The organism is Mesorhizobium sp. M0058 (genome assembly GCF_040323095.1).
Lineage (GTDB): Bacteria > Pseudomonadota > Alphaproteobacteria > Rhizobiales > Rhizobiaceae > Mesorhizobium.
The window spans coordinates 264,307-277,986 of sequence record NZ_JAMYUQ010000008.1; the positions used below are offsets into that span (position 1 = coordinate 264,307).

The 13,680-nt window shown below is 65.2% G+C and carries 9 protein-coding genes; 1 reads left to right on the plus strand and 8 read right to left on the minus strand.

Translation table 11 applies throughout. The features are described from left to right. Positions 1-27: 27 nt before the first annotated feature. Genes NKJ75_RS16210 through NKJ75_RS16225 form a run of 4 tightly spaced genes read right to left on the minus strand, consistent with a single transcriptional unit; the run spans position 28 to position 6,024 of the window. Positions 28-1,362 (minus strand): lysine N(6)-hydroxylase/L-ornithine N(5)-oxygenase family protein, encoded by a 1,335-nt coding sequence (locus tag NKJ75_RS16210; protein ID WP_050485873.1) that lies wholly within the window; start codon positions 1,360-1,362, stop codon positions 28-30. Beyond that, the gene (locus NKJ75_RS16215; protein ID WP_050592387.1) at positions 1,359-3,179 is read right to left on the minus strand and encodes an IucA/IucC family protein; all 1,821 of its coding nucleotides are present in this window, start codon (positions 3,177-3,179) and stop codon (positions 1,359-1,361) included. The genes NKJ75_RS16210 and NKJ75_RS16215 overlap by 4 nt, the downstream gene beginning before the upstream one ends. After that, positions 3,176-4,240, minus strand: a complete 1,065-nt coding sequence (locus NKJ75_RS16220) for a GNAT family N-acetyltransferase (RefSeq protein ID WP_023835221.1) — start codon at positions 4,238-4,240, stop codon at positions 3,176-3,178. The genes NKJ75_RS16215 and NKJ75_RS16220 overlap by 4 nt, the downstream gene beginning before the upstream one ends. Continuing rightward, positions 4,237-6,024, minus strand: coding sequence for an IucA/IucC family protein (locus NKJ75_RS16225; protein ID WP_031204743.1), 1,788 nt, complete (start codon positions 6,022-6,024; stop codon positions 4,237-4,239). Before NKJ75_RS16225 ends, NKJ75_RS16220 begins: the two co-directional genes overlap by 4 nt. A gap of 118 nt (positions 6,025-6,142) precedes the next feature. Between NKJ75_RS16225 and NKJ75_RS16230 the strand changes: the two genes are divergently transcribed. Beyond that, positions 6,143-7,309, plus strand: coding sequence for an MFS transporter (locus tag NKJ75_RS16230; protein ID WP_352499943.1), 1,167 nt, complete (start codon positions 6,143-6,145; stop codon positions 7,307-7,309). Positions 7,310-7,320: 11 nt separating this feature from the next. Here NKJ75_RS16230 and NKJ75_RS16235 read toward each other — a convergent pair whose 3' ends face one another. The 4 genes from NKJ75_RS16235 to NKJ75_RS16250 all read right to left on the minus strand — a co-directional run bounded on the left by NKJ75_RS16235 (position 7,321) and on the right by NKJ75_RS16250 (position 13,661). Next, entirely contained in the window at positions 7,321-8,607 is a 1,287-nt protein-coding gene (locus NKJ75_RS16235; protein WP_352499944.1) for an MFS transporter, read from the minus strand. Further along, positions 8,604-8,984: a hypothetical protein gene (locus NKJ75_RS16240; RefSeq protein ID WP_155923622.1), complete on the minus strand. Its 381-nt coding sequence runs from the start codon at positions 8,982-8,984 to the stop codon at positions 8,604-8,606. Before NKJ75_RS16240 ends, NKJ75_RS16235 begins: the two co-directional genes overlap by 4 nt. A gap of 8 nt (positions 8,985-8,992) precedes the next feature. Continuing rightward, a complete protein-coding gene (locus NKJ75_RS16245) occupies positions 8,993-11,197 on the minus strand; it encodes a TonB-dependent receptor (RefSeq protein ID WP_050591331.1) in 2,205 nt (734 codons plus the stop codon). 280 nt (positions 11,198-11,477) lie between these two features. Beyond that, a complete protein-coding gene (locus NKJ75_RS16250) occupies positions 11,478-13,661 on the minus strand; it encodes a primosomal protein N' (protein ID WP_023684089.1) in 2,184 nt (727 codons plus the stop codon). Positions 13,662-13,680: the final 19 nt, after the last annotated feature.

Genomic DNA, 13,680 nt, shown 5'->3' on the forward strand with positions numbered 1-13,680 from the left:
ACGCTCTTCGGCCCGCCTCCACAAACATCACCGCGCGCCCGATTCGGTCATCCTCGCATTGGCGCCGAGATGATGCAGGCTTTGTGTCGTGTGCCTTGAACTCCAGGCAACCGGCGGATCGGGCAGATCGAGATCGAACTGTGCCCGCCCGAGCAGCGAATTGACGATCTTGGCGCTGCGCCAAGCCATCAGGCTGAGCTGCGGCTCGGCTATGCCATGGCTGAGCCGGCCGGCATTGAGCGCGTAGATCCGGCGGTCGTCGGGCCCGTCCCATTCGACCTCGAAGCTGGCGTTGAGCCTGTAATGACCGCGCTCGTCCAGCGCGATCCTGTTCATGAGCGGCGCCATGCAATCAGGAATGGCAAAGGCATAGCCGGTGGCCAGAACCACCGCATCGACGGTGCGCGTCTCGATGGCGCCGTCGAAGCCGTTGCGCATGATCAGCCGGTATTCGCTGCCTTCCCGCGTCACGTTCAGCACTTCGCGGTGCGGCGTCATGTTGACCGCCGTCGTTTCCTCCGAGAGGTGCCGCAGCGTGTAAAGCTGGCGATAGATCGCCTTCAGTGTGCTCGTCGATGCGCCGTCACCGGCAAGCAGTTGCTGTTCCAGGATCGTCTCACGCCGCCCTTGCGGCAGCCGATGGAAGCTTTCGACATAGCCCGGCGTGAAGAGTTCGTCGGTGAAAGGCGAGTCGTCCAGTGGCAGGAAATTCGGCCGCATCGAGATCCACTCGATTTCGCGGCCGGCGAAGCGGTCGGAGGAGATCAGATGCAGAAGCACTTCGGCGCCGCTCTGGCCACCGCCGATCACGGCGACACGCTGTCCGCTCAGGCGATCGAGGCGGTTGGCGGCCTGGGCGTTGTGGAAGCATTGATCGGAGGCCGCCGCCCGCGCCCAGGCGGGGATGTTGGGCACCAGCCCGACGGCAATGGCGAGATTGCGCGCGTTCACCTGCTCGCGGCCGATACGCAGCCTGAAATTCGTTCCGTCGAAGTCGATCCGGTCGACGGCGCTGGCGAAGCGCAGCGAAGACAAGTTCTCACCGACCCATCCGAGATAGCGGGCGAATTCCGGCCGCGGGATGGCTGAGAAATCCGCGTTGAGGAATTCATAGAACCGCTTCTGCGCGACCAGATAGGACATGAACGACCATGGGCTGGTCGGATGCGTCGCGGTGACGAGATCCTTGAGGAAGGATGTCTGCAGTTCGACGCCCGGCAGCATCATGCCCGGGTGCCATTCGAGCCGCGTCGCCCGATCGAAGAAGCGCGCTTCGACGCCGTCCACCGCATCGAGATGGGCGGCGAGGCTGAGATTGAACGGCCCGATGCCGATGCCTGCGAGGTCAAGCGTATGGGTCATGGCGAACTCCTTATGGAGCTGGCTGGGCTGATGGGAGATCGCCGGGCTGACTCGGGGTTAAGCGGATTGTCGAGCGGTGTGCCAAGGTCAGGCAGAGGGCGTTCGCCGCTGTCGCCGTAGCCGATGGCGAAGCGCACCTTGTTGATGGCGATGCGTGGGATCTTCGGAGCAAACAGATCGAAGAGCGCGAACCGTTCCGACAGCTCAGGGTTCTGCGCCTGGTAGCGCCGGATGGCGGCGGCCAGGATGGCGTAGAAAGTCCTCTCGTCGAAGCGGTCATAGGCGGCCAGCGCCTCGGATAGGAAGCGCAGAACGCTGACGATGTGTCCCGTTTGCAGATGCTGGAGAAGATGTGCCGGTGGCCGACGCTTCAGCGTCGACAGGATTTTGGGGTCGAGGCCGGCCAGTTCGGGAAACGGCTGGTCGACGAGATCGAGGTCGCCCTGGAAATCCTTGACCGCCACGCCGAGAGGCGTCGCTCCGTCGAGGATGATGGTGACGTTCTGGCCATGGGCGATGAAGCCGACGCCGTAACGGCACATGAAGTGGTAGAGCGGCACGAAGGCCGTGGAGAACAGGCGATCGAGCCATGCCTCCGGACCAAGGCCGGACTGCTCCATCAGGGCGCTGGCGATCGGCCTGCCATGCGCGTCGCGCTGCGGCAGGGCGCCCATCATCATCGGCCGCTGGCCCGCTGTCAGATCCTTTTCGGGGCTTTCGCGCCATATGGCGCCCAGCATCTCGCAAAACTGATAGGGCGCGCCTTCAACGCCGGTATAGTGCGGATGCGGATAGAAGGCGCCGGCGACTTCCTGCAAGACCTTGACGTCCTTGAGCACCGGGTCCGCGGCCGCCACCGTGGCCAGCCAGCGCGACAGATCGGCGCCGATCGCCATGTATTTGCCCGGCACGCCGCGCCACGCTGAGGTGTTGAGGATGGTCAGCGGCAGCTTGACATGCAGCGCCTCGGGCCGTGCCACATTGGCAAGCGTGCGCAGCGACTGCAAGGGCAGGAACGCGTCGCCGAACTGGCCAAGCGGCACCAGCCGGCCGGCAGCGATCTCGCTACCATATTGCGAGGCGATCATCGCCTGCCACTGCCAGGGGTGGACCGGCAGCAGCCTATGCGTCGATCGCGAGATCCCGGCGGCGCTGAAAGCCGCTTCGAGCCTTGCGCGCTCGTAGTCGCCGAGTGCGGCCTGCAGCAGCGCCTCTTCGTCGAGCCCGCAGTCAAGCGCCAGCAGGCAGCGATCGCTGGCGGCGGCAAGCCAGAAGAGCTGGAATGCGGTGGCCGATTCTGGCGCGTAGCGCTCGAAGTCGTCCCGTCCCCAGCCGAGCCGGCCCTTGTTGGCGGGCGCCTTCGGATGGCCGTCGAGCAATGCCTGCAACTCGGTATCCGGCAGCGCGGCTAGTTCGGCGGCTGGTCGATTGCCGCGGGCTTTGGCGATCCGCATGTCGGCCATCAGCGTGTTGTAAAGCTCCTTCGCATAGGTGCAGAATGTTGCCGGCGGCATGCCGAGCGTCTCGCGCGCGTCGGCGAAGAAGGCGACCGCATCGTCGACCGGCAGCTCGATGCCGGCATCGCGGGTCAGCGTCTCCGGACGGACGGCGATCTGACCCCACAGGCGCCGCGTCGCGGCAAAGCGATAGGTCAAGCCGGGGCCGAGCGTCAGTTTCCATCGGCCGGGCGAAAGCTCGCGGGGCGACAGGCACTCCTCGAAGGTCAGTTCGGAAATGGCCTTGGCGACGGCATCGCGGTTGATCGCGGCCCAGCGTGTCGCCTCGCCCGCTTTGGCAATCGGTTGCTGCACCGTCACATCGGCACCTCGCGGAAGAAGCGTTCCCGCTCGCAGCAGACCAGTGCCGCGCGCTTGTGCGGGAAGTCGAACTCCTTGACTTTGTCGTAGGCGGCGCCGGCGCAATAGCTCAGCATCTTCTGGTGCGCTGCGCGTGGCTCGCCGACGACGCGCTGCGTGCGCGGCTCGTCGAGGAACAGATAGTGGGTGACGGAACGGAACAGAGCCAGCGTCTTCGGCCGGCCGAGATGGCGCGTATTGCCGATCAGCCCATGCCAGCCGCGGTCCCAGTCGAGCGGCTCGTAATAGGGCCCGAGCCGGTCCTCCTTGGCCCAGTAGAACTCGAAATAGCCGGTCGGCTCGCCGTCGAAGCTGGCGATGACGCCGAAAATATGCGGATCGCTTTCCTGCTCGGCGAGATATTTGTCGAGCTCCTCATGGCCCCGGGCAAGCTCCCAGAAGAAGGCGATACGGCCATCGTTCATCCAGCGATGGAAGAGGTCGAGATCGGTCCGGCGGTCGATCGGCCGCAACGACACGGTGAGACCGATCTCGGCAATCCAGCGTTCGTACATCGGGCCGCAGGGGCGCGGTTGGCGCAATGGCGGCAGCCGGTCTTGCGGGCCGATAGCGGTCGTCAATGCCGGATAGGTGACATGCGAGGCCTGGCTGCGCCACAGCAGCGGCAGCTGGCGGAGGACCGAGCGATGGATGACGGCGCGTTCCGGTTCACCCGGAACCGTCTCGGTGGCCAGCGCCGAAACCGGCCACAGCGTCTTGGCCGCCGGCAGGAAGGCGCGGTCGAAGGAAGGATGCAGGCGCAGCGCGGCGTCGACGAGACCTGCAAGGATTTGCGGTTGGTCGAGGCGGCCGCCAGTGAACGCGACATCGTCGATGAGCAGGCGGCCATCCGCGATGGAGATGCGGGCCTGTCCCACCGCTGTTCCCTCAGCGTTGACCAGGCTGACATGGCCATCGCCGGCACGGATGGCGAGCGGCTCCGCGGCCGAGGCCAGATGCTGCCATCCTTCGTTGCCGGCGACGGTGGCGGGTGACCAGTTCTTCGCAGCCTCGATGTTCATGCGTATTCTCTCACATGCAGGGGGTTGGGAAGCTCGACGTAACCTGCCAGCGGATCGGTCACCTCGGTGTTCTCATTGATGTCGCGCAGCGCGATCAGGAAATTGCCCTTGGCAGCCAGCGTCGGCGCGTTGAGCAAATAGTCGACGCAGGACCGGTCAGCCATCGGCGTGGCAGCCAGCCGCTCGAGCGAGCGGCGGAATATCGCCAGCAGATCGTCTTCGTTGGTGAGGCCAGCGGCGGCAAGGGCTGCGACGGCGGCGAAAGCGCCATTGACGACCAGATAGTAGCCGAACAGCTTCGCAGCCGCTTCCGCTGGGAAGACATGATCGCCCGCCTGACCAGCCTCGGGCACGAATTCGCGCAGCCTGGGCAGGAATTCCTCGACATACCCGGTGCCCTGGCAGTCGCGAAAATAGAGCGCATTCGGCCAGCCGCCGGCGAGGCCGACGACGAGGTTCTGCTGATGGGCGCCGAACAGCAGGCCGAATTCCGAGAAGGCAACGATAAACGGCTCGATGGCGGCATGAAGGAAACGCTCGAACCACAAACGCGCCGTTTCCTCGACAGGTCGCTTCTCGTCGCGGGCGATACGGTGGACCAGGTCGGACAGATGGCTTTCGGTACGGCCGGGATGGCGCTCGCAAAGCGCGCCGAGAACGGCAGCCGGCGGATTGCCCGTGCCGCGAAACGGATTTTCGCGAAACGAGACGATGGTATCCGTCATCAGCCGGCCGTCTTCGTCACGCAGGCCGAACCAGGCGGGCTCACCCAGCACCGTCATGGTCGGGCAGCGCCGCTGCAAGGCATAGCCGAGCTTGCCCTTGACCAGCCGGTGCACCGAAAGGCCGCGCCGGCACTCATGCTCCTCGACGATGCGCCTGGAATTGGTCAGGCGCAGGCTGAGCGAGAATTTCAGCATCCACTCGGCTTCAGCTGAATGAACCGTGCGCAGCGAGGTCGTGGCCCGCCACGCTGGTCCGCCGAGCCCAACATCAACGATACGGCCGGCGCGAAACAGGCGCTCGACGGGGTCTTCCAGCACGAGCCGTACGGCCTGCCACGGATGCATCGGAACGAGAACCTTGCCCTGTTGCTTGCCAGCCCGAGCAAGCAGCTGCGGATCGCTGGCGGCAAGCCCGCGGACCATCTCGGTGACATCTAGCGGCTCGACGCTGCCCCCAGTGAGGATGGTCGGGTCGACGGCCCACCAGCGCAGTTTGAACGCATTGCAGTATTCATGCCCGAAGCGCGCGGAATCCGTGTGCGTGAACTCTTCGCGACTCATCGGCGCCGGATGCACGGCATGGCCGAAGCGCAGGGCGCTTTCGGCATCGATGAAATCAGGATCGCCTTCGGAGAAGGGCCGCGACGATCCACGCGCCGCAGTCGCGTCAGCGATTGCGGCGATGCTGGCCAGGCTGCGGCGCAGGAAGGTCAGTCGGCTTTTCGCTGTCGCCCGGCCGGCAATGTCGGGATCCGCCAGGATCAGCGCCAAAAGGCTGAAAAGGTCGATCTCGGTCGCTTCGCCATCGGCCCCCTCGTTACTAATATCGAGGCGCCAGAGCGGCATCGCTAAATCGTGGTAACCGACCTTCGAGCGATGCCGCGCTTCGACGAGCACCGCCGCGCGCGAGGCAGGGAAATTCAGACGCAGCACGGCTGCCTGCGGCCGAAACAGCGCGGTTTGCCTGGCGTCGACGAATTCCCAGCCATTCCATTCCCGCAGCAACGCGTTGAGTAACGGGCTTAATGCAGAGGAAGATTCTGGTCCTACTTGTTCCATGTGCATCTCGATAAATCCTAATAATACTGCAGATTACATCTATAAGTCGTCGTCTTTAAACATTTATGTTGATTAACTGTTATAAACAAGAAATAAGCTTGGTCTTATGACGACCGGTATGAAAAATCGATCTTCGCTTCTGCGCCGCCTGGCGATCGCGGTCTCGGCAATCGGCTTCGGCCAGTCGGCCTTCGTATCGCTCGTTCCCCTGGTGATGGAGCGGCTGAGGCTCGACACGTTTGCCATCGGCGCGGCAACTGCTGTCGGCGCGGCGGCCTTTCTGGTCGGCTCGCCGCTGTGGGGTCGCATGGGCGAGCGGCTTGGCCATGCCAGGCTGCTGCGCTTGCTCGGCCTCGCCATGCTGGCCGGCCAGGCGGTGTTCGCCATTCTGCTGATAGCCGGCACGGGAGCCGCGCTGGGCATCGCTTTGCTGATGCTTTCGCGAACCGTGTACGGTTTTGCCGCGTCCGGCGTCATGCCGACGGCGCAGGTCTGGGCCAGCCGCTCGGTTGCCGATGACAGGCGACAGGCCGCGCTGGGACTGCTTGGCGCCGGCGTCAGCATGGGGCGGCTGGCCGGCGCGCTGGCGGCAACGGCTGCCGTCCTGTCGCCGCTGCTGCCGCCCATCCTGTTCCTGTTCAGCCCGCTGTTGCTGTGGCTCGCGCGGGGCAAAGGGGAAGCCGGCGGACGGACCGACGGCAGGGCGGCCGACGTTGGCCGTGGAATATCGCCCTTCGATCGCCGCGCTCTGCCTTGCCTGGCGATGGGCTTGTGCCTGACGCTCGGCTTCGGACAGGTGCAGATGATGCTCGGCCCGATGGCCCAGCAGCGTTTTGGCCTTGGTGCGACGCAGGCCACGACGGTGACCGGCCTGGCCCTGATGCTGGTCGCCATCGTCATGGTTCTGGTCCAGGGACTGCTCATGGCGCGCCTGCGGCTGGCGGAGCGCAACAGCGTCGTCGTCGGCTGTCTCATGGTTTGCGTCGGCATGACGGCGCTGGCCGTCACGGCCAGCCATGTTGCCTCGGCAGCGTCTCTGGTGGTGGCGGCGGCCGGCATTGCCCTGGCGACACCCGGCTACACCGCCTGGCTGATGAAGCGCCTGGAGCCCGGCGAGCAGGGCGCGGCGGCCGGCTGGCTCACCAGCACCCATGTGCTCGGCCAGAGCATCGGCGCATTGGCCGGCGGCTTTGCCTTCACGCTCTGGCCCTTTGCGCCGCTGGCCGACTGCGCGGCGCTGGCGCTGGCCGCTGCCTGTCTCGCTGCCATGGTTCGCAAGCGCTAGCCAAACCGCGCTCATTCGGCGAGCTCCGGCAATGGCGGCATCGGAGTACCCGGTTGGGCTTTTGCGGTATCGGCGAAATGGGCATTCAACATGCGATAGGTCGCCACCACGGCGATGCCCGACAGCACGGTCGCCAGGGTGAACAGCGCGGAGTAGCCGAGCATGTCGGCGAGGCGCCCGGCAAGCATGGAGCCGACGAGGTAGACGATAAGCTGGGCGCAGGACAGGATGGTGAAGTCGGTGCCCGGCTGGTCCGACGACGTCACGGCCATGAACAGGCTATAGAGCGCCACGATCTCCATGTAGCGCACCAGCGTCTGCAGGAACGAGGCGCCGAAGATCGGCCAGAAGCCGGCGATAGCGCCGAAAGCATGCAGTGCAAAGATCAGGAAGCAGATGGTGCGCAGCGCGCCGAGCAGGCCGAGCACCGAGGCGGCGCCCCTTTTGTGCAGCAGCCATGCCGCCAGCGCCGAGCCGCCGAGCCCGACGGTGAGCGCGGCGCCGCCCGAGAGATAACCGATGATGTCGAGCGGCACGCCGGCATCGACGAGATAGGAGCCTTCCATCGACTTCACCAGCCCCTCGCTGGCGCGGTAGATGAGCGCGATCCACAGGATCTGGCGTGCCTCGGGCCGGCGCAGGAAACGCAGGATCGAGGGGCGGTCGATGGCCGCCTGCAGCGCGCTGGCGACGGGATCGGTCTCGCGCATGGCGAAGGCAGCAAACAGCGGGATGACGGACAGCGCGGCCACCATGGCCACCATGGTTTGCCAGCCGGCATGATGATAAACCAACAGGCCGAGCGTGCCGCCGAGAACGACGCCGAGCGCGAAGGCGCCGCCCTGGATCGCATTGCCGATCGGCCTGTCCTTCGGGTCGAGATATTTGGCCGCGTAGCCGTCGGTGGCGATGTCCTGGGTCGACATCAACAGGCTCACGACAAGGCCGACGGCAAAGATACCGGCGACATCGGTCGGCTCGATCCAAAGCATGGCCGCGATGCCGGCGATGACGCCGATCTGGGTGATGATGACCCAGCCGGCGCGATGGGCGCGGGCCACTGGCCGAAAGTGATCGACCAGCGGCGCCCACAGGAATTTCAGCACCAGCGGCAGCATCAGCAGCGCCATCATGCCGATGGCGGTGCGCGACACGCCTTGCTCGCGCAGGATCGGCGGGATCGTCGCGGCAAACAGATAGCTCGGGATGGCCTGCGCCAGATAAAGGCAGGCGAGAACGACGAAAAGCCGCAGGCGCGAAAGCCCGGCGGGCGCCGGCCGGTCTGTGTCGCCGCTCATTTGACATAGTCCTTCGGTGCGTAACCGTTCAGGAAGGCGCCGGCCTCCGCCCGGCTGCGGGTGACGAGCACTGGAAAGCCGAACAGGCTTTGCCAGACGCGCTGCATGTTCTCGTCGGCGGCGGTGCGCACCAGTGCGCAGGCGCGACAGATCTTTTCGAGCTGCTCGCGTTCCGCCTTGTACCAGAGGTTTTGCGCCTTGCGCTGGGCGTCGCTCAGCGCGATCTCGATGCCGATATCGACCAGCAGCACGAACGGCTCTAGTTCCTGCGAAAGGCGGCCGAGCGCCTCGATATAGCGCGCGCCATCCGCCGGATCGGCGGGCGCTTCTGCCAGCAGCGAGACCAATGCACCGTTTCGTTGGAGAGACACCGCCATCGCCGCCCTCAGAATGTGATCTGGTAGGACAGAGCGACCGAACGCCCCAGCCCCGGAACGTCGGCGCCGCGCGTCGCCGATGCGGAAGGGTTGATGTAGTAGGTGTCGAACACATTGCGCACGGCAAGGTTCAGCACGCTTTCATTGGCGAACGTCTTCGATACGGCGAGATTGACCAGCGCAGCGCCGTCCAGGTCCTGGGTGGCGATGCGGTCGCGCCCGGAAAACAGCTCCAACTCGCTGCGCAGGGTCAGCTCGTTCTCGAAACGGGTGGTGAGATAGACCAGGCCCTTGTAGGTCGAGGGGATACGGTTGTTCGGCAGATACTCGTTAGCTTCGATGTGGCCGTCGTGATCCGCATCGTATTTGCCTTCGACATAGCCGACCGATCCGCCCAGCGTAAACATGCCGCTGAGATCTGCCTCGAGATTGGCTTCCACGCCCCAGATGCGTTCCTTCTGCTGCGATACCCGGTTGTTGACGATGTCGTAGCTGACGCCGTTGTCCGAGGTCGACAGATAGGCGCTGACGCCGCCGCGATAGTCGCCCCAGTCGCCGCGCAGACCGGCTTCCCAGGTGTTCACCAGCTGGGGTTCAGGCGCGATATCGGCATAGCTGATCGCGTAATCCGGCGCGTTGGTGCACGGCAGCAGCGGCCGGATGGCGGTGCCATAGGCGTCGCAGGTTTCGGCGTTGGAGTTCAACCCGGCCCGGCGGGTGAAGCCGCCAATGTCGGTCAGGCTGTAGCCTTGCGAGAAATTGCCGAAAAGCTGCATCCTTTCGGTCAGATCGTAGACGGCGCCGGCGTTGAAGGTGACGGCGTCGTAGTCGAACGAGCCGCCGGTCACCTGGATCGCCGGCAGGCCGATAATGTTCCGGCCTAGCAGAACGGCAGCGGCAGGCCGGGTGAAGTCTTCAACGTTGAGATAAAACTGGTCGTAGCGCGCGCCGCCGCTGATGCGAAAGCGATCCGTCACCGGAATTTCGCCCTGCGCAAACAAGGCGACCGAGTTCTGGGTCGTGGGCGAGATGGCGTCCTGGCCGTTGGTCAGCTGCTGATCGGTGGCATCGAAGACGTGGTCGGCGCCCCAGGTCAGCGTGCTGCCCTGAGTGATAAAGTCCATCGGAGTGTTGACGGTCAGGTTGACGCCGCTGCGCCGCGATTGCAGCGCCGTCTGGTTGAAGTCGGCGGTCGGGTCCGTACCCGGCGGCAGGATCACCGGCCGCGTCGGGTTCGTCGGTAAATACACCTGGCTGTTGACGGCCGAGAATTTGGTAAAGGGCGACTGCTTGAAGATGTCGTTGTAGAACGCCTTGACCTCGAGGTTTCCGAGCGCGAAGTCGCTGTCGGTGTATTTGGCGGTCAGATATTTCGAATCTTCCTTCAGCGGCTTGCCTTCATAGGGATCGCCGAAATCCGGGGAGACGGGATTGGTCGTGTAATCGGTGAACCAGTCCGGCTTCTGGTTGGCATAGGTCCAGTCGACGCTGGCCTCGAAGCGCCTGGAATCGAACTGGTAGCCGGCCACGCCGAACAGATTGCCCGTGCCGGTGCGGTCGCCGCCGCCTTGGCCAAGCATGGCGTCCGAAGCCACCTCGTTGCCGTGGCCGCCATAGGTGCGACGCGACAGATCGCCGGACGCCGAGAAGAAATAGTCGAAATCGCCTTTCTTGCCCTCGACCGAGACGCTGGTGCTGGGCCCGGCCGATTTGCCGGGATTCTCGGTGAAGGCGGTGACGCCGGTGCGCACTGTCACCTTCGGCTTGTCGCTATCGCCGCGCTTGGTGATGAAGTTGATCGTGCCGCCGGTGGCCCCGGCGCCATAAAGGCTGGACGCGCCATTGATGACTTCGATGCGCTCGACCGAATTCAGGTCGATCATCGACAGGATGCGTGAGACGTCCCGCAGCGGTGTGTTGCGCGGCACACCGTCGACCATGATGAGAACGCTGCGCCCGCGGAAGGTTTCCGAAGCGCCGGAAATGGTCTGGTTGCGTGGCGCGTAGCCGGGGACGATGCGGCTGATCAGGGTCGCGGCGTCGATATTTTCCTGCGTTGCTTCCTCGACCTGTTCCTGTTCCACGACCTGGACAGACTGGGCGACGCTGGAAATCGACCTTTCATTGCGGCCGGTGACCAGGATCTGGTCGAGCACGGTGGCTCCCTGCTGGTCTGTCGGAGCGGTTTCCTGGGCAAATGCCGCGCCTGCCATAATCGACGAACCCAAAGCCGATGACCAAAGAAGCGTACTGAAAAATCTGCGCATGCTGTCCCCATCCATGCCCTGGTCCCCAGCGCCAGAGCGGAAAGGCCCAGTTATAATTCATGATAAAATGAGTCAACATTTATTTTGTGGCTTTTCAAATCAGGATTAGTCAGCGAACGGATGAGAGCCGGGTACATGAACGGCGCGCATTTTAGCCGGCACTAAGATGCTGAGTTTTCTTGACAAACGGCTTACGGGCGGCCGGCGGCGGCGTCAGCCTTTGTGCTTACAAGAAGCTCTGCGGATCGATGTCGACCTGCACGCGGACCGAGCCGCGCTGCTTCGGCCCTTCGGCCAGCATGGTTCGGATGAAGCCTTGGATGTCGGCGCGCTTTTCACCCTGGATCAGCAAACGGAAACGATGGCGCCCACCGAGCAGCGACAGCGGCGCCTCGGCCGGACCGAGCACGAACAGGTCGCTGGCCTGGGGTGCTGCACGGCGCAGGCCGCGCGCGTGGCCTTCGGCCTCGGCCCGCGTCACCGCACTGACGATGACGCCGGCAAGCCTGCCGAAGGGCGGCAGGGCTGCCCGTTCGCGCTCAGTGATCTCGCGTTCGTAAAAGGCCTCGGCATCGCCCGAGACGATCGCCCGCATCACCGGATGGTCCGGCTGGAAAGTCTGCAGCAGGCCGAGGCTCTTCTTGCCGGTGCGGCCGGCGCGGCCGGTCACCTGGCTGAGCAACTGGAAGGTGCGCTCAGCGGCGCGGGGATCGCCATTGGCGAGGCCGAGATCGGCATCGACGACACCGACCAGCGTCATGTTGGGAAAGTTATGGCCCTTGGCGACCAGCTGCGTGCCGATGACGATGTCGGCCTCGCCATTGGCAATGGCCTCGAGCTCCAGCCGCAGCCGGCGCACTCCACCCATCAAATCGGATGACAGGACGATCGTGCGCGCGTCGGGGAAATGCGCCACGACTTCTTCAGCTATCCGCTCGACGCCAGGCCCGCAGGCGACCAGATGGTCGAGCGTGCCGCATTCCGGGCAAGCCTCCGGCCGCTTCTCATTGTGCCCGCAATGATGGCAGACGAGTTGGCCGCGAAAGCGGTGCTCGACCAGCCAGGCCGAACAAACCGGGCAGCCGAAGCGGTGGCCGCAGACACGGCACAGCGTCAGCGGCGCATAGCCGCGCCGGTTGAGGAACAGCAGCGACTGCTCCTTCTTCTCCAGCGTACGTTGCATCTGGTCGATCAGCAGCGGCGACAGAAAGCCGCCGCGGGCCGGCGGCGCGCGCCGCATGTCGATCGTCTTGAGATCGGGAAGCGCGGCTTCGGCAAAGCGCGCCGACAGCACCGCCCTGCTGTAGCGGCCCTGCTGCGCATTGACCCGGCTTTCGACCGATGGCGTCGCCGACGCCAGCACCACCGGGAAGCCGCTGATATGGCCGCGCACCACCGCCATGTCGCGCGCATTGTAGAAGACGCGATCCTCCTGCTTGTAGGCGGGGTCGTGCTCCTCGTCGACGACGATCAGCCCGAGCTCGCGGAACGGCAGGAACAGCGCCGAACGCGCCCCGGCAACGACGCGCACGCCGCCTTCCGCCACCTGTCGCCAGACCTTTTCGCGCATTCGGGGCGGCAGGTCGGAATGCCATTCCGCCGGCTTGGCGCCGAAACGCTGCTGGAAGCGTTCGAGGAAGGCATGCGTCAGCGCGATCTCCGGCAGCAGGATCAACACCTGCCTGCCCTGGTCGAGGGCTGCCGCCACCGCCTCGAAATAAACTTCCGTCTTGCCCGAGCCGGTGACGCCGTCGAGCAGCGTGACGTTGAAAGCAGCGGCCGCGACATTGGCGCGCAGCATGGCGGCCGCGTCTGCCTGGTCCGGCATCAGCTCCGGCATGGCGTAGGAGGGATCGGGCGCGGCGACCACCGGTCGAGGCGGGATCATCACCGTCTCGAACACGCCTTGCGCCTTGAGTCCCTCGACCACCGTCGACGACACGCCCGCCGCGTGCGCCAGGCCGGATCGCGTCCAGGCAAGCCCCCCTTCCGCCGTCTCCAGCACGCGCGTCCTGGCATCCGTCATCCGGTCGGGCATGACGAGGGTCCGCTGCAGGCCCTCGATCCATGGTTCGGGATCGAACGCCTCCGGCGCGCGCAACAGCATGCGCGCCACCATGCCGGGCGGCGACAGCGTGTACTGCGCCACCCAGTCGACGAAGCGGCGCATGCCGCGGTCGATCGGCGGGCAGTCGAAGACCTGTTCGATCGGGCGCAGCTTTTTGGCGTCGATATTCTCGACCGCACCATCCCAGACGATGCCGGCAACCTGGCGCGGACCGAGCGGCACGCGCACGATCGAGCCCGGCACCACGCGCACGCCGGCAGGCACAGCGTAGGTGTAGGGCCGTTCGGCCGGCATCGGCACCAGCACCGGCGCGGCTGCGACAAAGGGCGAATCTTCGATCATCGGGCGTGACCTTGCCCCG

Excerpts from the sequence above, each read along its gene's own strand:
- NKJ75_RS16230 (WP_352499943.1), top strand. The coding sequence starts at position 6,143 with ATGAAAAATCGATCTTCGCTTCTGCGCCGCCTGGCGATCGCGGTCTCG.
- NKJ75_RS16240 (WP_155923622.1), bottom strand. The coding sequence starts at position 8,984 with ATGGCGGTGTCTCTCCAACGAAACGGTGCATTGGTCTCGCTGCTGGCA.
- NKJ75_RS16245 (WP_050591331.1), bottom strand. The coding sequence starts at position 11,197 with ATGGCAGGCGCGGCATTTGCCCAGGAAACCGCTCCGACAGACCAGCAG.
- NKJ75_RS16235 (WP_352499944.1), bottom strand. The coding sequence starts at position 8,607 with ATGAGCGGCGACACAGACCGGCCGGCGCCCGCCGGGCTTTCGCGCCTG.
- NKJ75_RS16225 (WP_031204743.1), bottom strand. The coding sequence starts at position 6,024 with ATGGAACAAGTAGGACCAGAATCTTCCTCTGCATTAAGCCCGTTACTC.
- NKJ75_RS16210 (WP_050485873.1), bottom strand. The coding sequence starts at position 1,362 with ATGACCCATACGCTTGACCTCGCAGGCATCGGCATCGGGCCGTTCAAT.
- NKJ75_RS16220 (WP_023835221.1), bottom strand. The coding sequence starts at position 4,240 with ATGAACATCGAGGCTGCGAAGAACTGGTCACCCGCCACCGTCGCCGGC.
- NKJ75_RS16250 (WP_023684089.1), bottom strand. The coding sequence starts at position 13,661 with ATGATCGAAGATTCGCCCTTTGTCGCAGCCGCGCCGGTGCTGGTGCCG.